Consider the following 22,681-nt stretch of genomic DNA (forward strand, 5'->3'; position numbering starts at 1 on the left):
CGTCAGAGCTTCGGCGCCGGCGCGGCCTGGTTCGCGGCCGGCGGCTTGGCCTTCTGCCCCGGCGCCAGCTTGATGATGAACGCCAGCGAGAACAGGTGATTGCTGTTGTCCGGATCGCGCGGCCGGACGATGTACTGATTGAGGTACCCGAACTCGACGCGCACCGGCTTGGCGTCGTACGCGAGGCCGACGAAGATCCGGTTCTGATCGAAGCCGGGCTCGGTATAGGCGGTGCGGGTCAGGTGGAAGAAGAACTCGTCGTAGAGCAGCAGCTGCCACGGCGCGTCTCTCTTGAAATTGATGGCCACGCGGAGCTGCTGGCGGAACCGATGGGCCCAGCGGCCCATCCCCATCGTCTGCGGCACCCCGTCGACGACATCGTCGCTGCCGAGGCCGTGGGTGCGGATCCGGTGCTCCACGCGGTTGCGCCAGTTGATGTCGAAGCGGCCCTCCACCGCCCAGCGCAGCGTCAGCTGGCTGTAGATCCGGTGCTCGTCGACGTTGCGGGTGCGCGCGAACTCCGGGTCGTCGAAGAAATCGGGCAGCCAGATGTAACCGACGAACAGCCCGCCCCACTTGGCCCACATATAGCCGATGGCCGGGCGTACCACGACGAACGTGTTCGGGTTCTGCCGCGTCTCGACGACCTGCCCCGCCATGTCCCGGATGTATTGCAGCGGCGAGTTCATCCGCCGCAGGTGGAAGTCGAGCACGAGGCGCAGGCCCTTGGCCTTCGCGTCGAGGTTGACGTCGAGCATCACCTGATTCCAGATCCCCAGGTCCGGCTCGGACGGCGTCGTCGCGCGCGCCGTGCTGCCGGCGAAGAGCGCGGCCAGGCCGACGACGAGCGGGAGCAGGCGCGATGGGCGGCGAATCATGGCAGCACCGGCACGGGGCCGACCAACAAGGCCCGACCCCGCCGCGACGACCGGGACATCGCCCGCGATCGCGCCTGTGCCCCGTGCGAGACCGATGATTCACTGCCTCGCCAGATCCTGCGCAGCCGCCGCGACGAACGAGCGAGCGGCGGCCCGCGCTACGAGCGGGCCGCCGTCAGTGATTCGGCGGCGGCTGGACCGGCGCCGGCGGAGCGGGCGCGTGCTTGTCGTGCTTGGCGTGGCCGAGCTTGATGATGAAGTTCAGGGCGAACACGTGATTGAGCTGATCGGGGTCGTGGAAGCGGCGCACGTATTGATTGATGTAGCCGACCTCGACGCGCACCGGCTTGGTGTCGTAGCCGATGCCGACGAACGCGCGGTTCTGGTCGAACCCGCGCTCCGTCGTGAAGGCCGTCTCGTTGAGGTGGAAGAAGAACTCGTCCCAGACGATGAGCTGCCACGGGGCGTCCTTCTTGAAGTTGACCGCGAAGCGGACCTGCTGGCGAAACCGGTGAGCCCAGCGGGACAGCCCCTTGTGCTGCGGCTCGCCGTCGACGATGTCGTCGCTGCCCGGCCCGTGGGAGCGGATCCGGTGCTCCAGCCGGCTGCGCCCGCCGAGGTCGAAGCGGCCCTCCCGTTGCCAGCGCAGATTGAACTGCGTGTAGATGCGGTGCTCGTCGACGTTCTTGACGCGGGCGACCGCGCGGTCGTCGAAGAAGTCCGGCTGCCACGCGTAGCCGAGGAACAGCCCGCCCCACTTGGCCCACATGTACCCGATCGCCGGGCGCACGATGGCCACGGTGTTCGGATTCTGCCGCGTCTCGGTCACCGTCCCCGACATGTCCTTGATGTACTGCAGCGGCGCGTTCATCCGCCGCAGCTGCAAGTCGAGCGACAGCCGCAGGCCCTTCGCCCGCGCGTCGAGGTTGGCGTCGATGAGCACCTGACTCCACATCTCGAGGTCCGGTTCGGGCGGAGCGGCCGCGCGGGCCGGCCCCCCGACGAGGGCCGCGGCGAGGCCGGCAGCGACTTGGAGCGAGCGCGAGGACACGAATCGGCGGCGGCGAATCATCGGAGTCACGGCGGGTGCAGTGCTGACAACAACAAGGCCCCGATCGCGCGACGACAGGGGTGACGTCGCGCGACACTGCGGCGAGGATCCGGTCCGGCGGTCGCTTCGGGCCGCCCGGCCATCGCCTCCCAGCGCTCGCAAGAGCGCCTGCGCGCGGTCCGCTCGGCCAGGGCCGGCGGCGCGGTGCCTTGTTACGTTCAGGTCACGATCGTCACGGAGCGGGCCGGTGCGAGATCGGGCTGAGTCCCGTCGACGCCGGGGAATTCCGCCGTCTGACGCCGTCTCGCGGGCTGCGGCGCCGCCGCGAAGGTGTCAGGCCGAGTTTGCAGAACGATGGCTTTATTGTCACACCTGCGTGACAACCGTCGTCGGGTTCGCGCCACGCGGATCGTGATTTTCCCCCGCAGGCGGCCCACTTTCGCGCGGAACACCATTCTGACGAGCAATACAGGTTTGTCGCGAGAATGACACAATCGTTCCGCGCGGAGCCGCGAATCTTCGGACACGCGTCCGCCGGCGACCGGCGCAGATCTGCCGCCCGCACGCACCACCGAATGCCACGGTCGCTCGCGCATCACCCCTCGATCGGCGAGCCGGTCTCATGATTCGCGTGACGCCTGCCAACGCAGGAATCGCCCGACGAACTTCGGCGAGCACGCGCGCCCGAGACTGCGCATTCCCTTGCGCCGCGCGACACGCGATTTCCGCGGCCCGAACACCCACCATCCGCCGCATCCTGATCCATCATCATTGCCGCCCGCGGACTGCATTGCGCGGATCGAGACGAGCATCGACACCTCACCCTCCGCGCGGTCCACGAGCGCTGCTGCTGACGGGCGCGGACGGCCGGGGTCGCGCCGCGATCGTGGGACCCTCGGCCCCTTGAAACCGCGCCCAGGCGGCTCTACCCTCGGGATTCGCGTGCCCGAGCCGATCACCATCCATGACCCTGTCGCCGGTCCGGGAGCCGTGGGCCAGGTGCAGATCGATCGCCACGCGGGGCCGAGCGACGGGACTGCGCCGCCGCTCGTGATCGTCGGCGGCATGACCCAGACCCTGGCGAGTTGGGGCGCGCACGTCCGGCCTTTGTCGGCGCAGCGGCCGGTGCTCGTGTACGAGGCGCGCGGGCAAGGCCAGACGCGGCTCGCCACGCGCGACGTGTCGCCGCCGGTCCACGTCGGCGACTTCGAGCACCTGCTCGACGCGCTCGGCGTGACCGAACCGGTCGACCTGTGCGGCTTCTCGTTCGGCGGCCGCATCGCGCTCGGCATCGCCGCGGAGCGTCCCACGCGGGTGCGGCGGCTGGTGCTGTCGGGCGTGGGCGCCGGTCGTGGCGCGCTCGGGCGGGTGATCCTCCGCGCCTGGCGCGAGGCGCTCAAGACCGGCGACCTCGAGGCGCTGGCGTGGCTCAGCCTGGCCGACACGCTCGGCCCGGGTTACCTCGAGGCCAACGAGTCGGTGCTCGCCGCGTTCGTCAAGGCCACCGTGCGCCGCAACTCGTATGAAAACACCGCCGCCCTGTTCGCCCAGACTCTGGACGACGGGCCCGACTCGCCGTGGGCGCCGCTGCGACTCGCGCCGCGAGTGCGCGCCCCCGTCCTGCTGCTGACCGGCGAGCTCGATCGCCTGGCCTCGCCGAGCGAGCTCGAGGTCCTCGCCGCGGCGTTCCCCGGCCCTGCGCGCGTCGAGGTGCTGCCCGACGTCGGTCACACGGTGGCGATCGAGGCCCCCGAGCCATGGCGCGCGCGCGTCCTCGACTTCCTCACCTGAGACGCGAGGCTCTCGTCCTCGGATTTTACCCCGAGAGAGCCTCGCGCCGCCGAATTACAGCGTCTCGCCGCGGGCGAGCGCCGCCGCGATCTCGCCGCGCCGCAGCTTGCCGCTGGTCGTCTTCGGCAGCGCGCCCGGGGCCACCAGGGCGATGCGATCGACCGTGACGCCGCGCAGCTGCAACGCTGCGTCGAGGCGCGCCCGCAGGTCCTTTTGTTCCTGGCCTTCGAGACGTGTCTCGACGACCAGGTAGGCGACCTCGGTCTCGAGCTCCGGCTCGCGCACGCCCACGGCAGCCACCCCGCCCGCGCGCACGCCCTCGACCTCGGCCGCGATGTCCTCGATCACCGACGGGATGAGGTTGAGCCCGCCGCGGATGATGATGTCCTTGCAGCGACCGGTGATGAACAGCTCGCCGCGGTCGACGAAGCCGAGGTCGCCGGTGCGCAGCCAGCCCTCCGCCAGCGCCTCCTCGGTGGCCGCGGGGTCCTTGTAATAGCCCTGCATCAGCGTCGAGGCGCACACGCGGATCTCGCCGACCCGGCGCTCCGGCAACAGCTCGCCGGCGACGTCGACGATGCGCAGCTTGGTCTCCGGGATCGCTCGCCCCACCGCCACCAGCTCGAGCGCGTGCGGCTCCTCGGACGGCGTCACCGACCCGTCGCGCTCGAGCGCCGCGCGATCGATCCGCAGCACCCGCGTCGGCGCCAACAGGCGCGGGAAGCTCACCGCCACAGTCGCCTCGGCCAGCCCGTACACGGGGAAGAACGCCTCCGCGCGGAAATTCACCGGCGCGAACGCGTCGGCGAAGCGGCGCAGCAGCGGCGCCGCGATCGGCTCGGCCCCGATCATCGCGCACTCCCACGCCGACAGGTCGTAGCCGGCCGCGATCGCCTTCGGCGCCAGCCGCAGCAGCATCGCGTAGGCGGACGGCGGCGCCGCGCAGATCGTCGCCTTGAAGCGCGACATCGCCTCGAGCCACGCCAGCGGCCGCGCGCGGAAGTCGAGCGGCGACATCATGTTGGCGACAAAGCCGTTATAAAACGGGAACAGCAGCCCGCCGATGAGCCCCATGTCGTGGTGCAGCGGCAGCCACGACACCGCCACCGACGCCTCGTGGCTCGGCAGCACCCGGCTCATGCACGCCAGGTGGCGCAGCAGTCGCTCGTGCGTCAGCACCACCCCGCGCGGCTTGCCGGTGCTGCCGCTGGTCAGCTGAATCAGCGCAGTGTCGGCCGCGAACGAGTCGGGGTGCGGCAGGCCGTCGAATGGCGCGCTCGCGGTCAGCTCCTCCGCCACGTGCACCGGCAGCCCCGCCGCCGTCGGCGCGAACGGAGCCAGCGCCGCCGACAGCACCAGCGCGCGCGCGTCGAGCCGGGCCGCAGTGTCCTCTAACTGGGCGATGAAGCCGGCGACGTCGGTGAGGCGAAACGGCAGCCCGACCTGGATCGGCACCGCGCCGATCGACCACGCCCCGAACAATGTCAGCACCGCCGATTCGACGTCGGTCACCAGCATCAGCAGGTGATCGCCGGGGCGGACCCCGCGGGCCCACAGACCCGCGGCGGCCCGGCGGGCCCCGTCCCAGTAGCCCGCCCACGTGTACTCGCGCCATTCGTCGCCGCTCACCCGGCAGCGCAGCGCGACCGCCTCGGCGCGGCCCTCGGCGCGCGCCGCGAGCAGGCCTGCCAGCGTCCGCGCGCTCACGACCGCCCGCCCTTCTGCGCGATCGGCCACGCCCCGGGGTCCACCGTCGGCGCGCCCTTGGTCGCCAGGATCATGTACTCGAGCGCAGTGCGGCGGGCGAAGCTCATGCGCGCCACGGTCATGTACTGCTGCAGCACCGCGGCGAAGCCCGGGGCCATGGCGTCGATCGTCTTCCGGTGCTTGCGCACGTTGTCGATCCAGTGGGCCAGAGTCTGCGCGTAGTGGCGGGTCAGGTCCTCGACGTGGAGGATGTCGAGGCCGGCGCGCTCCATCAGCTGCAGCTCCTCCGCCAGGCCGATCAGGCGGCAGTAGCCGAGCGCCTCGACGAAGATGTACTCGGTGGCCGCGCTGTCACGATCGCCGCGCTGCTGGACCGGGAAGTAACAGTCGGAGATCAGCACCCGCCCGCCGGGCTTCAGCACCTCGCCCACCATCTCGTGCACCGCCGGGCGGTTGTGCATGTGGACGATGCTGCCGCTGAACAGCACCGCGTCGAACGACTCGGGCTTCAGGTCCAAGTCCTCGACGTGGCGCACGTCGATCTTCACGCGATCGGCCACGCCCCACGCGCGGGCCCGGCGGAGCGCCTCCTCGCGCTGCTGCGCGCTGAGGGTGATGCCCTGGAACACGCCCTCGCTGTGCTGGGCCAGGTACAGCAGGTTCGAGCCCCAGCCGCAGCCGACGTCGAGCACGCGCTGGCCAGGCCGGATGTCGAGCTTGGCGGCGATCCGGGCGTACTTGCGGGCCTGAGCGGTCTCGAGGTCCTCGCCCGCGTGCTCGTACACACCTGTCGCATAGGCCAGGCGGCTGTCGAGCACCAGCGAGAAGATCTCGGGGCTGTGCTCATAGTGGGCGGCGACGGCCTCGCGCTCGTGTTCACGCTGGTCGGCGACGCTGCGGAGGTTGGCCTCGCGCTCGGCGCGGGTGTGGGCGGCGGCGGTCACTGGCCACCTCCCGCCTGGCGCGCCGCCACCTCGCGGGCCACCAGCGCCGCCACCTCGCGCACCGAGCCGAACGGGGCCGCGCCGGGCGCCGCGAGATCGGGCATCGTGATGTCGAACGTCTCCTCGATGCGCACCATCAGCTTGATGAGCCCGAGGGAGTCGATGCCGAGCTCGCTGCCGTCGACGCGGGCGTCGAGCGGGATGGCGGACGCCGGCTGGCGCAGGCTCTCGGCGATCAGCGCGCGCACGCGGGCGAGGATCAGGTCACTTTCGAGGATTCCGTCCACGATACTATCTCCGGTAAGACAGGCCGCCCTCGCGGGTCTATCGCGCGAGGGCGCCTCATGTCATTGAAGCGACCGGGATAGCGACGCCGCCCCGCCGCGGGATCGCCGGCCGCGCGTGAGCATCCGCCGCAGCGCCCGTGAAACCGCCCAGGCGGCCTTCCGAGGCCGATCTGCGCCCGCGGGGGCCCACGTCCGCGGGCGCCGACCTGGGACCGACCCGTGTCGGTCCGGCGCGCAGGGATGCGCGTCACAATATGCACACTCGCGCATCTTGCCGCGAATCACCAATGTCGATACCGGCCGCGATCCGTCGCTCGCACAGGAACCCCCTCGGGCGCGCCAGGCGGACGACCTCGCCGCGGGCGCCCGCCCCGCGCGAGGCCCTGCGGGCCCGCGTGCGCCGACTCGCACGCCGCTGGACCCGGCAAACCGCCGTAAAGCCCGTGCGCGGGCCCTGGCGGGCTTGAAGCAGGGGGGCGCGCTCGGTACACCAGGACCATGACCGAGGCCAAGCCCGCGCCGCAGCCGATCTTCCGCAAGGACTACCGCCGCCCCGATTACACCATCGACCGGGTCGACCTGCGGTTCGAGCTCGGCGAGGAGGTCACGCGGGTCCACGCCACGCTGACCGTGCGGCGCCTGGACGGCGCCTCCGAGGCCGCGCCGCTGGTGCTCGACGGCGAGAACCTGAGCCACGTGTCGGTCGCGCTCGACGGCCGCGAGCTGGCCGAAGGCGAGTACGTGGTGAGTCCGACGAGCCTCACGGTCCCCGCCCCGAGGGCCGCCTTCACTCTGGCGACGGTGGTCGAGATCCGGCCGCAGGACAACCTCGAGCTGTCGGGCCTCTACCGCTCGAGCGGCAACTTCTGCACGCAGTGCGAGGCCGAGGGCTTTCGCCGGATCACCTGGTTCCTCGACCGCCCCGACGTCATGGCCCGCTACAGCGCCGTCGTCGAGGCCGACAAGGCCAAATATCCGGTGCTGCTCGCCAACGGCAACCGCGTCGCCACCGGCGACCTCGACGGCGGCCGCCACTTCGCCCGCTGGGACGACCCCTTCCCCAAGCCGAGCTACCTGTTCGCGCTCGTGGCCGGCGACCTGCGCTGCTTCCCCGGCGAGTTCGTCACCCGCTCCGGCCGCACCGTCCGCCTCGAGATCTGGGTCGAGCCCGACAACATCGACCGCTGCGCCCACGCCCTGCGCTCGCTGCAGGCGTCGATGCGCTGGGACGAGGAGAAGTTCGGCCGCGAGTACGACCTCGACATCTACATGATCGTCGCGGTCAACGACTTCAACCTCGGGGCCATGGAGAACAAGGGCCTCAACCTGTTCAACGCCAAGTACGTGCTGGCGCGCCCCGACACCGCCACCGACGACGACTACGACGGCATCGAGTCGGTCATCGCCCACGAGTACTTCCACAACTGGACCGGCAACCGCGTGACCTGCCGCGACTGGTTCCAGCTCACCCTCAAGGAGGGCCTCACCGTCTTCCGCGACCGCCTGTTCAGCGCCGACATGGGCTCGCCCGCGGTCGCGCGGATCGGCGACGTCCTGGCGCTGCGCACCAATCAGTTCGCCGAGGACAGCGGCCCGATGGCCCACCCGATCCGGCCCGAGTCGTACATCGAGATGAACAACTTCTACACCACCACGGTGTACGAGAAGGGCGCCGAGGTCATCGGCATGATGCGGACCCTGCTCGGCGAGGCCGGCTTCCGCCGCGGCATGGACCTCTACTTCGAGCGCCACGACGGCCAGGCCGTCACCTGCGACGACTTTCGCGCCGCGCTCGCCGACGCCAACGGCGTCGACCTCGAGCAGTTCGGCCGCTGGTACAGCCAGGTCGGCACGCCGATCGTGCGCGCCCGCGGCGAGTACGACGTGAACACCCGCAGCTACACCCTCACGCTCGAGCAGGCCCCGCCGCGCGGTCGCACCAGCGCCGAGCTCTTGCACATCCCGGTCGCCGTCGGCCTGCTCGGGCCGGGCGGCCCGCTCCCGCTCAAGCTGTCCGGAGAGACCGCCGCGGGCGACGCCACCCGCGTGCTCGAGCTGCGCGAGCGCAGCCAGAGCTTCCGCTTCGAGGGCGTCCCGGACGCGCCGGTGGCCTCGCTGCTGCGCGGCTTCTCGGCCCCGGTCGAGCTCGAGGTCGAGCGCAGCGACGCCGACCTGGCCCGCCTCATGGCCGCCGACCCCGACGCCTTCTCGCGCTGGGACGCCGGCCAGGAGCTCGGCCGGCGCGTGCTTCTGCGGCTCGCCGCCGACGTCGAGGCCCGCCGCCCGCTCGCGCTCGACCGCGCCTTCGTCGACGCCTGCGCGAAGATCGTCGCCGACCCCGGCCTCGACGGCTCGCTCAAGGCCCTGGCGCTGACCCTGCCGAACGAGCGGCTGCTCGGCCAGCACCAGCCGGTCGTCGCCGTCGACGCGCTGCACGAGGCCCGCGAGTTCGCGGTCAAGGCCCTCGCCGCCGCCCTGCGCGAGCCCCTGCTCGCCATTTATCAGAGCAGCGCGCCGCAGGGCACCTACCGCATCGAGCGCGCCGAGGTCGACCGCCGCAAGCTCCGCAACCTCGCCCTCGCCTACCTCGTCACTCTCGGCGAGCCCGAGCTCGTCGCCCTCGCGGTGTCGCAGTTCCACCTCGCCGACAACATGACCGACAGCGAGGCAGCCCTCGCCTGCCTCATCGACCACGGCGGCCCCGAGCGCGACGCGGCCCTGGCCGAGTTCCACCGCCGCTGGCACAAGGACCCGCTGGTGCTCGACAAATGGTTCGCCCTGCAGGCCGCCTCGAGCCACCCCGACACTCTCGAGCGCGTCACCGCCCTCGCCGACCACCCCGACTTCAACCTGCTCAACCCCAACCGCGCCCGCTCCCTCGTCGGCGTGTTCGGCGCGCGCAACCAGCATCAGTTCCACCGCAAGGACGGCCGCGGCCACGCCCTCGTCGCCGACAAGGTGCTGGCCATCGACCCCCACAACTCCCAGCTGTCCGCCCGCCTGGTCGCCGCCTTCAACCCCTGGCGCCGCTTCGATCCCACCCGCCAGCAGAGCATGCGCGCCCAGCTCGAGCGGATCGCGGGTCAATCGGGCCTGTCGAAGGCGGTCCGCGAGATCGTCGACCGCGCCCTCGCGCCGGCGTGAACACGGGGTCGGCCGCGAGGAGGCCGACCCACGCCTGTCACGGCTGACGCCAGAGCTCACCGGGCGAGCATCACGCTGGCCGACGTCGCCGCGGACCTCGAGCCCCGCGCCAGACGCGTGGCGAAGAAGGCCGCCGCACTCGGCGTCACGCCACCGCGAGCAGGGCCTGCAGGATCGCCTGCGAGCGGCGCTGGCCGTAGCCGCGCCCGTAGGCGCGGCTCGTGATGGCGATCGCCAAGTCCAGCGCCGGCACCACGTAGATCTTGTTGCCGCCGTTGCCCGAGGCAAAGAGCACGCGCACCGGCCCGCCGCGCGCTGCGTGCGTGGCGTGGTACCAGTACAGGCCGTAGTGCGAGGCGAAGGGATCGGCGTCGCCGATGGCGAAGGCGGGTTGCAGCGTGCGGTCGATCCATTCGCGGCCGATCACGCGCGTGTCGCCGTTTTTGCCGCCGTCCAGCAGCAGACGGCCGATACGCAGCAGGTCGTCCACGGCGAGCGAGAGATTGCCCTGGCCCTTCACGTTTCCGGCCGCGTCGCGTGCCCACTGCCAGCGCGTGATGCCGAGCGGTGCGAACAGGGTGTCGCGTGCGAAGGCTTCGAGGTCCTGTCCGCAGGCCTGCTGCACGACGAGGCCGGCCACGTAGGCGGCCAGCGAGTTGTAGCGGTAGTGCAGGCCCGGCGCCGTGGCCCGCGGCACCGTCCAGGCGAAGGCCACCGGATCGGGCGCGGCATCCATGCGATCCTCGCTGCCGGGCGAGGCGGGATCCTCGTCGAAGGCGTCGACCCCGCTGCGCATGTCGAGCAGATCGCGCAGCGGCACATCGGCGAAGGCGCTGCCGCGCGAGGCCGGGAGGTAGCGCTGCACGGGATCGGCGAGATCGCGCAGCATGCCGCGATCGAAGGCCGCGCCGGCCAGCAGCGAGGTGATGCTCTTGCCGGCGGAGCGCACGTCGTGCAGCTCGTCGGCACGCGCGCCGTTGTAAGTGCGCAGCGCGACGCGTCGCCCGCCGCGGTGCACGCTGACGGCGCGCAGGTCGGCATGTTCGTCGTGGTCGAAGCCGGCGAGCACGTCGTCGAACCGGTCGGCGGCGCGCGACGACGTCGCTAGCGCCGGGGTGCAGGCGAGCAGGGGCATGACGCGGAGCAGGTCGCGGCGGTGCATGGGCATCGGTGTCGAGGGTCCTGCCCCTTGGTTGCACCCGCAAGCGGCGCCGGTGCGGGCGTGCTCACCTGCGAAGCAGGGACCGGGCGTCAGGTGCAGCACGGTGGCCTCCGGTACGAGACGTATGCGACCTCATTCGTCGCGCGAGCGCGGCATCAGCGAGACGACGAATGCATCGAGCTCCTCGATCGTGTAGTCCGCGGCGGGCGGCAGGCGGTTGGTGAAGCGGAGCTCGACGGCCTCGAAGGTCAGACCGGGCTTGACGAGCTGCGGCGAGCCGTCCGCTTCGGTCCCTCGCAGCAGCGCAGCCAGGCGATGGCGACTCTCCGCGGCGAGCGGCTCGAAGGGGTCCGTCGCCAGACGCTCGTACGTCTGCTGCTTCTGCGCCAACGCGTCATCCCCCGGCCCGCAGGGGTAGGGCTCGATGGCCGCGAGCGCGGACCAGCGGATCAGACGGTGCGGCGCCTCCGTCAGGCGACGGATGTAGGACCACTCGGGTCCCGGCAGCAGCCAGTGGAGTTCGAAGAAGATCCGCGGGAGCAGCAGCGGATCGCGGTCCAAGAACTGCTCGAACGCGTCCCGCAAGAGCTGCGCCTGATCGTCGAAGCTGAGCTTGCCGATCGTGTACACGACGCCGGCCCGGACCGAGTACGCCGTCGCTTGCAAGCCGCGCTGCAACGAGGGGAACAGCAGCGCGGGCATCTCGGCGCGCACCCGCGAGGTCAGGTCCGGATCGACGATGCCGCGCATGCCGAGGTCACGCGCGAGCGTCAGGGCGTTGTGAGCCGGGCCGGGCGCCCCGTCCACGACCAGCTCCGAGATGCCGCGAAGCACCTGCGGCACACCGTGTCCCTCGACGAGCTGCTCGATCCACGCCCGATCTTCGAGGTGATCGATGTATCGCGCGATCGCTTCGATGGCGGCAGGCATGGGCGCGGACAACCCCTTATACCACCGGTTCATCGCCGCCGTCCGCGGCTCGTCGACGGCTCACCAACGGGTGGATGCACGAAGCCGCGAAACTAGGCGAGCGAGCGCGCGGCCGCGGCGACGACGGCCGCGGCCACCCGGGCGAGCAGCGGCGACTCCAGCCGCCACTGCTGCCAGTAGAGCGGCACCGTGATGGACTGCGCGGGCTGCAAGCGGACGAGCCTGCCCGCGGCGAGGTGCGCCTTGACTTGCAACGGCGGGAGCATCACCCAGCCGAAGCCGAGCGCCGCAGCTTCGGCGAAATCCGTCGACGAGGGGACGAAGTGCCGCGGCGGGTCGAGCGGACGGCGCGTGAGCCGTCGGAGGACGCGCGACTGCAGCTTGTCGCGCCGGTCGAAATCGACGAGCGGCGCCGTGGCGAGCGCGTCCGCTGTGAAGCCCTGCGGGAACCAGCGGTCCCGAAAGGCGGGAGCGGCCATCGCCACGTACTCCATGCCGCCGAGGCGGCTCACCACACACCCTGGCACGGGATCCGCGGACGAGGTGACGGCAGCCATCACGCTCCCGTCCTCCAACAGCGTGACAGTGTGGTCCTGATCCTCGCGGAAGAGCTCGAAGCGCACGCCCTCCGCTGCGAGCGGGGCGAGAGCGGGCAGGAACCAGGTAGCGAGCGAGTCCGCGTTGACCGCCAGCGCGACCGAAGGCGTCTCCCCGATCTCCAGCCCGAGCGCGGCGCAGGCATCGGCCTGGAGGCGCTCGATCTGGCGTGCGAGGCGGAGCAGGACCTCGCCGGACGCGGTGGGCCGGACGGGCTTCGTCCGCTCGAGGACGACGCGGCCGAGCTGCTGCTCCAGCGCCTTGATCCGCTGGCTGACAGCAGACGGCGTGACTCGAAGGCGCTGCGCGGCCGCGTCGAACGTCCCGGCGTCGACGACCGTGGCAAGGGTGACGAGGAGCTCGCTGGCGATGTCCATCGTGAACTATTCTAATGATACTGAAAAATTATGAACTGGATTGCCGAGTGAGCGGCGGCTAGCGTCCAGCCATGGCCTCCATGTTCGCCCCCACGCTGTCCGGCTTCGGCCTCGGCCTCTCGCTGATCGTCGCCATCGGCGCGCAGAACGTCTTCGTGCTCCGCCAGGGCGTCCGGCGCGAGCACCTCGCCGCAGTCGTCGCCATCTGCGCGCTCTCCGACATCGCGCTCATCGCCGCCGGGATCGCCGGGATCGGCGCGGCCCTGGAGCGGATGCCGTGGCTGCTCGACGTGGCTCGCTGGGCCGGCGCAGCCTTCCTCGCCGGCTATGGCGGCCTCGCGGCGCGACGCGCCGTGCGCCCCGGCGGGAGCGGTCTGACCGCCGGCAACGACCCCGGCCGGGCGACGACACCGGCGGCAGCCATCGCCACCTGTCTCGCGCTCACCTGGCTGAATCCCCACGTCTACCTCGACACGGTGTTCCTGCTCGGCTCGGTGGCCAACACACACGGCGACGGCCGCTGGGCTTTCGGCCTCGGAGCGGCGGTCGCCAGCGTGGTCTGGTTTACCGCGCTCGGCTTCGGGGCGCGGCTGCTCGGTCGCTGGCTCTCGACGCCACGTGCATGGCGAATCCTCGACGGCGTGATCGCCGTGCTCATGCTCGTGTTGGCCGCCTTACTCCTGGCGCCCACCCTGGGCTAGCTCGGCGTCTTGGCTTCGCCGCATCCGCCATCTGTCGGCATGACCTCGTCGTCGGGCCCTCGACCGGTGCCCCACAACATCCGAAGTCCCCGGCTCAGGACCATGGGCATGACGGAGGTGTGCCCCTCCCCGGGGAAGACATCGCTACCGACTCGGAAGCTCGGGTAGCGCCGAAGCGCGAACAGTCCCGCGAATCGTGCCAAGCCGCTCACGATCCCGCCGGACTCCATGAAGGCGCTCTGCATCTCCTCGACTCCTGCCGCCATGTACAGGGTCGCGTCGAGATCGCGGTGGGTCGCCGCATAGCGCTCCTCCATCCGGAACAGCTCCCCATCGCTCACCGACGTGGCCGGACTGCCACAGATGTACTTCCGGAACGGCGACGCATCCGACAGGAGCGAGTACAGGACGAAGGCCCCGCCGGCAGAGTGACCGAAGAGTCCCGACTGTTGCATGTCGAGCCGGTACTCGCCCGCGAGCGTCGGCAACAGCTCGTCGGCCAGGAACCGCAGCAACTTCGGAGCTCCCCCCACCTCTTGCGGATCGAGCCCCACCGTCTCCATCCTTTCCTTCAAGAGCTGGATGAGCGGGTTGTCGAACGCATACCGGCCAGGGGGCGAGAACTCGTAATGACGCCGGCGGACGAACTCGTGGAACCCCTCGGCCGCCGGGCATGCCACCCCGACGACGATCAGCTCCTCCACTTCGCCCGCGATGGCGAAATTCCGCGCGATTTGAACCGCGAGCTCGAACAGCTGGTTGCCATCGACGACGACGAGCACCGGATAGCTGCGCCCGGTCGCCGCGTAGGACGCCGGCAATGCGACCGAGACGTCGTAGCGCGCGCCCATCAGGGCGGAGTCGAACGAAAAGGCGTACGCCTGGGCAATCGTATAAGGACGTGTTTCGCTCTTCATCGGGGGGAGCTGGAGGAAGCGGAGAGTCGCATGTTTTCGAGCGACGAAGGCGCTCGCGCGCAACCTGGCCGCCGCGGAGCAGCGGGTGCTCGCCCCCATCTCGCCCGACCTCGATCGCAGCGCGTCACTCGCGCTGTTCGCCAGTCGCATGCGTGGTTCTCCCCGAGACTGCGCCTGCCCGGGGCGCCGCCTCTCCGCAAAAAACATCGCCGCGAAGAAAAGTACGTGCGGGGTGAATTGATTCGGCTCGGGTCCCGATTCTCGAAGTGCCGATGGGCCACGGCGCGCTGGGGGGCTGCTCCCCGGCGCGACGAGTCGCATCGGCGACGCTGAACCCGAAAGAGCATGAGTAACATGACCCGATCGATTCATTCCTTCCTCCTCCTCGCCCTCCTCGCCCCGCTGGCGTGCGACGACGACACCTCTCTCGAGGCGCACTCCGTCGACGCCGACGATCCGGCCGCCTCGGTCGACGCCGCGCAGCCCCTGGGCGTCCGGTCACGTGCTTTCGAGATCCACGAGGACGGCAGGGCGCGCGAGGACCAGATCGTCGCAGTGGTCGAGGCCGACGCCGAGACCACCATCTACTTCAGCCGCGGCGACGCCGACGTCGACGGGCACTTCCCCGTCGACGTGACGATCCTCGGCCGGGACGGCGGCTTCGATTACGGCGGTCTCATCACCTCCCAGCAGGCCACGCCGCTCGAGCTGTACCTCGCGGTCGCCACCGACGACGCGCCGGTCCCCGAGGCCCTGCAGCTCGCCCACGACTGGCAGATCGCCGCCGAAGGTCGCCCGGTCCTCGCGCCCCGGCCCCTCGCGGTCCCCGGCTCCGACCCGCTGGCGGCCTTCGAGGACATCCTCCACACGGATCAGAGCGACTTCACGTGCCTGTCGTGGGCTAACTTCCAGAGCTACATGGGCTCCCGCTTCGCCGGCGCGCCCGGTCGAGTGGAGGAGCTCGGCTCGGCGACCGGCTCGGCGACGATCTACAATCCGCACCCCAGTTATTGGTATCAGGACAGCCACGTCGACATGGTCGCGTGCAACTACGAGTCCAGCAGCAGCCCCGGCTACAACGACGTGATCCACGCCGAGCTCTGCCACGTGCGCGGCTTCGGCGGCGCGCTCACGACCAACTGCGGCCAGTCCGATCTCGACGACGGTTACTACCTGCGCCGGATCTACGGGCCGATCTACGAGTACCGCCAATACAAGATCAACGTCGACCCGGTGAGCGCCGCATCGCTGCAGAGCTACAGCGGCATCGTCAAGCGCGACGCTTGAGCGGTGAGCGGGCCGCAGCTTGCGAACCCGCGCGCGGCAGCGAACCTCCAGGTCGCCGCGCGTCTCGGGCACGTGATCGTCGGCGGGGCGGGCCCCGGCGCCAAAACGTCAGGGGTTTCGCCGTCGCCGCGGTTGCGCGCGGGTCGGTCCCGGCGCTACACCGATATGCGTGGGGAGCGGGGTAAAGCCGGGCGACACGTCGAGGCCCGGGCCTGACGACCAGGCGGTCGACGACCTCAGGCCCGAGCCGCGACCCCGCAGCAGCGACTCGCGAGCGAGCGAGACGCCTGACGAGCGCGGGTGGGAGCTGCGAAGCACTCTCGAGCGGCCCGCCGGACCCGCGCCCGACATCGCCACGGACAGCACCCTGGTGCGTCCGCTGGGACCGCGGCCGGAGCCCGAACTCGGCGGCCCGCACCTGCGAGCGCTCATCCTCTCGAATCTGTTCGCGCGCGAGGCGAGCCCGCCTCAGATCGGTCGCTTCACGCTCCTCCGCCTGCTGGGCGAGGGGGGCATGGGAGTGGTCTACACCGCGTACGACGAGGATCTCGATCGCAAGGTGGCGATCAAGCTGCTGCGTGGCGACGCGACCTCGCGGCCGGACGTGTTCCGCGCCCGCATGCTGCGCGAAGCGAGGCTGATGGCCCAGCTGTCGCACACCAACGTGGTCACGGTCCACGAGGTCGGCGAGCACGAAGGTCGGGTCTTCATCGCCATGGAGTTCGTGCGCGGGGAGCGGCTCGACGTCTGGACGGCGAGCCATCGCGGACGCGGGAGAGACAGTGATTGGCGCGCAGTGCTGGCGCTGTTCGCCCAGGCGGGCGCCGGCCTGGTCGCGGCCCACCAGGCCGGGCTGATCCACCGCGACTTCAAGCCGCAGAACGTGATCGTCCGCAGCGACGGCGTGGTCAAGGTCCTCGACTTCGGCCTCGCCTGCGCGGCGCCCCAGGACGGTCCGTCTCTGGTGGCCGCAGACGCGAGCGAGCGGCCGAAGGCGCTGTCCGGAGAGGCGCTGACCCAGACCGGCACGGTGATGGGCACGCCGGCGTACATGGCCCCGGAGCAGCATTTGGGGCAGGCGGCGGACGAGCGCAGCGACCAGTTCAGCTTTTGCGTCGCGCTGTACGAGGCGCTCTACGGCCATCATCCGTTCGCCGGCTCGACCCTCGCGGCGCTCCAGGCCGCGGTGCTCGGCGGACGGATCCGCGACGCGCCGCCGGGGTCGCCCGTGCCGCTGCGGATCCGTCGCCTGCTCGTCCGCGGCCTGGCGGTCCGCCCGGAGGCGCGTCACCCCTCGCTCGCGGGGCTGCTGGCGGCGCTCGTGGACGATCCGGTGGCCGTCCGACGCCGCCGGCTGACGGTCGGCGGGCTCGTGCTGAGCGCGTCGATCGGGAGCTACGTCCTGGCGAGCCGCGGCGCGGAGGCAGAGCCGCCGTGCGCCACGGTCGCCGACGAGCTCGCGGACGTGTGGAACCCGGAGCGGCGGAGCGCCGTCGCAGCGGCGATCGAGGCGACCGGGCTGCCCTTCGCCGAGGCCACCTGGCAGCGCCTCGCGCCGGCGATCGATGCCTATGCCAAGGACTGGACCGCCATGCGCGCCGAGTCCTGCCTCGCCCACGTCGACGCGCTCGAGTCCGATCGCCATTACGACCTGCGGACCGCCTGTCTGGTCCGTCGACGCGCCGCCCTCGACACCCTGGTCTCGGCGCTCACGACGGCGACGGCCGGCGACGTCGAGAACATGGCCCAGGCGGTGTCGGCCTTGCCGCCGCTCGCCCCCTGCCGGGACACGGAGGCGCTCGTCGCCGCCCTGCCGCCCCCGGAGGACCCGAACGTCGCCCGCGCGGTCGAGACCCACCGGGGCACCCTCGCCCAGGCCGACGCGTACGAGGCGCTCGGGCGGTACGAGGAGGCGCGCGCCCTGGTCACGCCGGTGCTCGACTCGCAAGAGGTGCAGGCGTACGCGCCGCTGGAGGCCGAGGCGTGGTTGTCCCTCGGCACCGTCGAACTGACTGCGCTGCGCTACGGAGCCGCGGTGGAGGCGCTGACGAAGGCGCTGGAGACCGCCCTGCGCGCCGGCCACCTGCTCGTCGCGGCGGAGGCGTTCGCCCGCAGGATCTTCGTCCAGGGCCAGACCGGCCGGGGGAAGGAGGCCATCCAGGACGTGCCGCTGGCGCGGGCCCTGGTCGATTGGTCGCGGGACGATCAGCTGCGCTGGTTGCTGCTCAACAACACCGGCATGACCTACTACGCCCTCGCCCGCTTCGCCGAGGCGCACGAACACACCCGCGCGGCGCTGGCGGTGAAGGAGAAGCTCGGCGCTCTCGACTTCGAGTACTCGGTGACGCTCGGCAACCTGGGATTGGTGGCGCTCGGGCTCGGCGATCTGCGCGCGGCGCGAGAGTATCTGGTCCGCGCGCTCGAGAGCGACGAGGGCGCGCTCGGGGCCAGCCATCCCCGGGTGGCGCTCGCCAGGTTCGGCCTCGCCGTGGTTGAACTCTACGCCGGCCGCTACGACACGGCCCTGCCCGGCATGCAGGCCGCGGTCGCGGCGTTGGTGCGCGCCCACGGTCCATCCGCCGAAGTGCTGCTCAACTGCTACGTGCAGCTCGCGGACCTGAGCAATCGCCGCGGCGCATTCGCAGAAGCCCTCGAATATGCGGACCGGGCGGCCGCCGTCGGGTCCGCGCACTCTTTGGAAGACGACCCACTCCTCGTGGCGCTGTTCGCCCACCGCGCCGTGGCCCTCGCCGGATTGGAGCGCCACGACGAGGCCATGGCAGAGCTGCGCGCGGGTCTGGCGGTCGCGGAGGCGGGGCCGAGCCCGGCGCTCGCCGCCGCCACCATCCTCGACGCCAAGGGGCGGCTGTTGCTCGCGCACGGCGACGCGAGCGAGGCGCTCGCCACGTTCCGGCGCGTACGCGCCCTCCACGAGGAGGCGCCCGGCTCGGCGCCGTACCTGCTCGCGGTCGACGACATCCGGATCGCCGCCTCCCTGCGCGCCGTGGGCGACCTCGACGCCGCCGTCGCGCTGGCTTCGCAGGGTCTGGCCCAGCTGCTCGACACCCCCGCGCGGCACTACCTCCTCCTGCTCGCGGAGATCCGGCTCGAGGTCGGCGATATCCTGCTCGACGCCGGTCGACTCGCCGCCGCGCGTGAACAGTACGAGACCGCCCGGCGCGACGTGGCGGACAACGCCGAGCCGCACAACCCCTTGCTGGCGCGGCTCGAGTTCGCCCTGGCCCGCGCCCTGGCGAACGGCCCCGCGGACGAGAGAGCGCGCGCGGAGTCGCTCGCGCGCGGCGCCCTCGCGTCCCTGCGCCGCTGCGCGCCCGGCTGCAAAACCGAGGCAGCGGCCGTGCAGCGCTTTTTGGCCCGCGAATTGGAGAATTCGTCACGACGGCCCAATTGAAGCCCGCCGGCCTCCGATATCCAGCGCGAGGACCCGCGCGGGGAGCCGTGCCCCGGGCGCCCCCGCACTCTTGGGAGAACTACACTCATGTCCGCCGCCGACAAGCTGCTCTTCGCCGTTGCGCTCACCTTCATCCCTGCTTGCGATCCCGAGGAGGTCGTCGGCGATCCCGAGGAGGAGGCGCAGTTCCGCTGCGCCCCCAATTGCCCGCCGGCGACCGGCAACACCAAGTGGATGGGCAGCCTCCACCCGATCTCGCCGCTCGACACGACGTGGAACGAATACAAGGGCATCACCGTGGAGACCCTCGTGCACAACGGTGAGCCCGCGTTGGCGTTCGGGGCCACGGAGGGCAACCTCTGGGCCGACTTCGACGGCCCCAATGGCACGGTCCGGCGCGACGGCAATGCCCTCGTCGGCGCCAAGTTCATCCTCGACGTCGCCGGCGAGCAGAAATTCCTCTACATCAACTCCGTGGCAGGCTGGAACCCTGTGGACCCCTACTGGCGCTACGGCCTGCTCTGGGACGACGACGGCGATGGCATCGCCCACCATCCCGAGGAGGCATGCGAAGAAGACGAGGGCAACAACAGCAAAAAGGCGATCGTCCACGGCGGCTTCGACATCGACACGGAGACCGGCGACGTGGTGGCGCGCAAGAATACCGTATACTTCTCGTGCTACCGCGGCGCCGTCGGCAAGGCGCCCCTCACGAGTAAGGGCTACGGCTTCCGGCCCTCCATGCTCGGGCTCGACCGGTTCGAGGCCGTCCTGCGCTTCATCCTCGCCGACTACTGCGGCGACGGCAAATCATGGACGGAGAACAACACGCCGATCTATTACGAAGACAAGTACGGCATCGGCGAGGGCGGCGGCACGTTCACCGATGCGGTGTGGGGCATGAACGGTGCCCTTTGTCTCGGATTGCAGCTGCGTCTTTACAACTACGCCGATATCGAATGCCCGAACGTGGCCAAGCCGCCTCTGTGCGCCTCGGTGCAGCCTCACACCCTTTACAGCTCTCAGGGCATCATCTGGTCCCGCAAACCGTAGAGAATGGCGTGGGCGCATTCGCCGGCCGGCCTGACCCGACATCGCACGAGCTCACGCCGAGCCCAGCTCTTCGCGGACCCGCTGCGCCCAGCCATCGAGGTCCGCGAGCGTGCTGGTAAGCAGCTCGGGCGATTCGGCGAGGCGCGTGAGCGCCTGTTCGAGGAGGTTGCGCGCGCGTCGCAGGCGTGTGCGCACCGTGCCCTCCGGAACGCCGAGGATGTCGGCGACCTCGCCGCCCGTGAGCTCCTCCCAGTAATAGAGCTCGACGAGCAGCTGACTCTCGAGCGGCAGCTGTCGCAATGCTTCCAACAGCAGCCGGGTCTGGCGCTCGCGGGCGAGGATGGTGCTCGGCCCAGGCTGCAGGTCGGCGACCGAGCGCGCGCTGAAGTCGATGCGTCCGGAGCCCTGGTAGGCGGCCCGGAGGTGGTCGTAGAGCACGTGGCGGGCGATGCCCAGGACGTACGCGCGGACGCTGCAGTCCTGCGGGATCCGCCGAACGGACTCCACGAACTTGACCAGGGTCTGCTGGATCAGGTCGGGAGCGGCAGCCCGATCCTTGGTGGCGAAGAACCGTACGACGGCCTCGTAGTGACGTTCGACGAGGGTCCGCCCCGCTCTCTCGTCCCCTCCTTGCCATGCGGTGAGCAGCGCGCGGTCGTCGAGCATCGGTTCGACAGTCTACCTCCTCGCTCCCCGGAAGCATCCCGCTTCGCACCCAGCGTCGAGCCGGTCAGTCCAGGTGCTCGATGTCGAGGTCCGGCGAGAGCGCCCAGGCGTGGCGGCGCTCCTCGTAGATCGACAGCTGCGGCGCCGGGAAGCCCGGGTCTGCGAACGCACCGACGGCGACCGTGACGAAGCCGGGTACTCCGTCGGCCTCCCAGTACACGGTCGAGCCGCACGTCGGACAGAAGCGGAAGGTCGCACGGCCGCCGCTGTCGCCGATGCGCACGAACTCGGTCCCGGCGCCGAAGAACGTCACCCGCTCGCGAGCGAAGCGCGCCTGGACGCCGAAGGCGCTGCCGGTGCGCTGCTGGCAGGCGAGGCAGTGACAGATCGAGACGCGCACGGGGTCGCCCTCGCACGTGATACCGAGCCGGCCGCAGCTACAAGAGGCGCGATGCGTGGTCATGGTCCAGCGTCGTAGCCGTTTGCGATCCGTCCTTCAAGACGCCGCGAGCGCCCCCCGGGACGCCGGTGGATCGTCGTCGGCGCCCCGACGCCGACCGCGGCCGCCTGCCCCCCTCGGACGAGGCGCTGGCGCGAAGCGACCGCCCATCCACGGCCCCGGAGATCTCGCCGGCCCGATCCTCTGGTACACGTCGACAGTACGCCGATGCCACTCGCTCCCCTCAAGGAACGCAAGCAGCTCATGGCAGCGTGTCTCGAGCGCGACATCCCGCTCGCGGGCTGGAACTACTGCGCGACGCTCGACCCCGACGGCGCGAAGCTGCTGCTCGGTCGTCACGGCGGCATCCTCGTGATCGACCTCGCCAGCGGCGGCTCGCACGAGGTCGAGGTGCCCGCCGCCGTGTACGACGCCGTCTCGAGCGTCGCGTTCACGCCCGATCGCTCGCGGGTGATCGCCACGCTGTGGGTCGGCTCCGTCGCGGTGCTCACCTGGCCGGAGCTGCGCTGCATCGCCGTCCACCGCGTCTGCGACACCCGCCTGCATGGGCTCGCAGTGCTGCGGGACGGCCGCTCGGCATGGGTCGGCGGCCACGACCGCAAGCGCACGCGGATCGACCTCGACGACGGTACAGTGCTGGCCGCCCACGCCGGCGAGGCGATGTGGATGGCCGACGCTGCGCTGTCTCCCGACGGCGAGCTCCTGGTCACTGCGGACGCCGCCGGCAACGTGCGGCTGTGTGACCCCGAGTCGGGGCTCGAGCGCCGCCTGCTGCAGATCCAGGGCTCCGCGCACGACATGAGCTTTCACGGCGCCGAGCTGCTGCTCCCGGGCCTGACGACCGCGATCGTCGAGGTCGCCAGCGGTGAGACGCGCGCCGGCTTCACCGGCGAGCACAAGCTCGGCGCCCAGACGGCGACGTTCCTCACCGACGATCTCGTGGCCACCGGCGGCGCCCACGATCCGCGGCTCGTCCTGTGGAACCGCGCCGACGGCAGCAGCGCGCTGACGCTGAAGCCGTACAACAAGGGCGCCATCGAGCGCGTGCTGCTGACCCCCGACCGGGAGCACCTCGTGGTGGTGCCGCGCTGCGATCACGCGGTCCAGATCTGGCGCGCGGCGGGGCTGGTCGCGGCGGCGCGTAACCGGTGACGGCCCAGCGTCGAGCTGGCGCAGCTCGGGCCACGCCGAATGCGCAGAGTACGGCGCGCCGTCGATGTGCACACGGTGACCACCCCCAATCATCGCAGTGAGGCGGCCGACTCCGGCGTGGGCGACCCCTTCGACTGGAATCAGTCGGCGCCTCGCCGTCGAGGT

18 protein-coding genes are annotated in these 22,681 nt (G+C 71.0%); 7 read left to right on the forward strand and 11 right to left on the reverse strand.

From position 1 onward, the window contains the following. Window positions 1–2: 2 nt before the first annotated feature. Together OV090_RS06925 and OV090_RS06930 are read right to left on the reverse strand one after the other, a co-directional pair. Window positions 3–878, reverse strand: a complete 876-nt coding sequence (locus OV090_RS06925; protein ID WP_267702708.1) for a DUF2490 domain-containing protein — start codon at window positions 876–878, stop codon at window positions 3–5. A 175-nt stretch (window positions 879–1,053) separates the two neighbouring features. Then, window positions 1,054–1,950, reverse strand: a complete 897-nt coding sequence (locus OV090_RS06930; RefSeq protein ID WP_267702709.1) for a DUF2490 domain-containing protein — start codon at window positions 1,948–1,950, stop codon at window positions 1,054–1,056. Between the two features lie 921 nt (window positions 1,951–2,871). On the opposite strand from OV090_RS06930, the gene OV090_RS06935 reads away from it, so the two are divergent. Beyond that, a complete protein-coding gene (locus OV090_RS06935; RefSeq protein WP_267702710.1) occupies window positions 2,872–3,720 on the forward strand; it encodes an alpha/beta hydrolase in 849 nt (282 codons plus the stop codon). 54 nt (window positions 3,721–3,774) lie between these two features. On the opposite strand, the gene OV090_RS06940 is transcribed toward OV090_RS06935, so the two are convergent. From OV090_RS06940 to OV090_RS06950, 3 genes are read right to left on the reverse strand one after another with little or no spacing between them, the layout of a single operon-like run. Further along, window positions 3,775–5,427 (reverse strand): AMP-binding protein, encoded by a 1,653-nt coding sequence (locus OV090_RS06940; protein WP_267702711.1) that lies wholly within the window; start codon window positions 5,425–5,427, stop codon window positions 3,775–3,777. Further along, a complete protein-coding gene (locus tag OV090_RS06945) occupies window positions 5,424–6,371 on the reverse strand; it encodes a class I SAM-dependent methyltransferase (RefSeq protein WP_267702712.1) in 948 nt (315 codons plus the stop codon). Before OV090_RS06945 ends, OV090_RS06940 begins: the two co-directional genes overlap by 4 nt. Next, window positions 6,368–6,658 carry an acyl carrier protein gene (locus tag OV090_RS06950; RefSeq protein ID WP_267702713.1) on the reverse strand — a complete coding sequence of 97 codons (291 nt, stop codon included), beginning with the start codon at window positions 6,656–6,658 and terminating at the stop codon, window positions 6,368–6,370. The genes OV090_RS06945 and OV090_RS06950 overlap by 4 nt, the downstream gene beginning before the upstream one ends. 498 nt (window positions 6,659–7,156) lie before the next feature. Here OV090_RS06950 and pepN point away from each other — a divergent pair, with 498 nt between their 5' ends. Then, window positions 7,157–9,802, forward strand: coding sequence for an aminopeptidase N (gene pepN, locus OV090_RS06955; RefSeq protein ID WP_267702714.1), 2,646 nt, complete (start codon window positions 7,157–7,159; stop codon window positions 9,800–9,802). Between the two features lie 145 nt (window positions 9,803–9,947). Here pepN and OV090_RS06960 read toward each other — a convergent pair whose 3' ends face one another. From OV090_RS06960 to OV090_RS06970, 3 genes are all read right to left on the reverse strand, one after another. Further along, window positions 9,948–10,964, reverse strand: coding sequence for a serine hydrolase domain-containing protein (locus tag OV090_RS06960; RefSeq protein ID WP_267702715.1), 1,017 nt, complete (start codon window positions 10,962–10,964; stop codon window positions 9,948–9,950). A 132-nt stretch (window positions 10,965–11,096) separates the two neighbouring features. Continuing rightward, window positions 11,097–11,894, reverse strand: coding sequence for a hypothetical protein (locus OV090_RS06965; protein WP_267702716.1), 798 nt, complete (start codon window positions 11,892–11,894; stop codon window positions 11,097–11,099). Between the two features lie 92 nt (window positions 11,895–11,986). Further along, a complete protein-coding gene (locus OV090_RS06970; protein WP_267702717.1) occupies window positions 11,987–12,868 on the reverse strand; it encodes a LysR family transcriptional regulator ArgP in 882 nt (293 codons plus the stop codon). Window positions 12,869–12,948: 80 nt separating this feature from the next. Here OV090_RS06970 and OV090_RS06975 point away from each other — a divergent pair, with 80 nt between their 5' ends. Beyond that, window positions 12,949–13,569: a LysE/ArgO family amino acid transporter gene (locus OV090_RS06975; RefSeq protein WP_346660385.1), complete on the forward strand. Its 621-nt coding sequence runs from the start codon at window positions 12,949–12,951 to the stop codon at window positions 13,567–13,569. Here OV090_RS06975 and OV090_RS06980 read toward each other — a convergent pair. Beyond that, window positions 13,566–14,486 (reverse strand): alpha/beta hydrolase-fold protein, encoded by a 921-nt coding sequence (locus OV090_RS06980; protein WP_267702719.1) that lies wholly within the window; start codon window positions 14,484–14,486, stop codon window positions 13,566–13,568. The two genes, OV090_RS06975 and OV090_RS06980, sit on opposite strands and share 4 nt — an antisense overlap. 354 nt (window positions 14,487–14,840) lie before the next feature. Between OV090_RS06980 and OV090_RS06985 the strand changes: the two genes are divergently transcribed. The 3 genes from OV090_RS06985 to OV090_RS06995 all read left to right on the forward strand — a co-directional run bounded on the left by OV090_RS06985 (window position 14,841) and on the right by OV090_RS06995 (window position 20,238). Continuing rightward, window positions 14,841–15,773 (forward strand): hypothetical protein, encoded by a 933-nt coding sequence (locus tag OV090_RS06985; RefSeq protein ID WP_267702720.1) that lies wholly within the window; start codon window positions 14,841–14,843, stop codon window positions 15,771–15,773. A 169-nt stretch (window positions 15,774–15,942) separates the two neighbouring features. Then, window positions 15,943–19,185 (forward strand): protein kinase, encoded by a 3,243-nt coding sequence (locus tag OV090_RS06990; protein ID WP_267702721.1) that lies wholly within the window; start codon window positions 15,943–15,945, stop codon window positions 19,183–19,185. A gap of 87 nt (window positions 19,186–19,272) precedes the next feature. Further along, a complete protein-coding gene (locus tag OV090_RS06995) occupies window positions 19,273–20,238 on the forward strand; it encodes an ADYC domain-containing protein (protein ID WP_267702722.1) in 966 nt (321 codons plus the stop codon). Window positions 20,239–20,289: 51 nt separating this feature from the next. Here OV090_RS06995 and OV090_RS07000 read toward each other — a convergent pair whose 3' ends face one another. Together OV090_RS07000 and OV090_RS07005 are read right to left on the reverse strand one after the other, a co-directional pair. Then, window positions 20,290–20,904 (reverse strand): sigma-70 family RNA polymerase sigma factor, encoded by a 615-nt coding sequence (locus OV090_RS07000; protein WP_267702723.1) that lies wholly within the window; start codon window positions 20,902–20,904, stop codon window positions 20,290–20,292. Between the two features lie 64 nt (window positions 20,905–20,968). After that, complete coding sequence (locus OV090_RS07005) at window positions 20,969–21,367, reverse strand: GFA family protein (RefSeq protein WP_267702724.1); 399 nt, start codon at window positions 21,365–21,367, stop codon at window positions 20,969–20,971. Window positions 21,368–21,571: 204 nt separating this feature from the next. Here OV090_RS07005 and OV090_RS07010 point away from each other — a divergent pair, with 204 nt between their 5' ends. After that, on the forward strand, window positions 21,572–22,516 hold the full coding sequence (locus tag OV090_RS07010) for a hypothetical protein (protein ID WP_267702725.1): 945 nt from the start codon (window positions 21,572–21,574) through the stop codon (window positions 22,514–22,516). Window positions 22,517–22,681: the final 165 nt, after the last annotated feature.

This window comes from Nannocystis sp. RBIL2 (genome assembly GCF_026626745.1).
Classification (GTDB): Bacteria; Myxococcota_A; Polyangia; order Nannocystales; family Nannocystaceae; genus Nannocystis.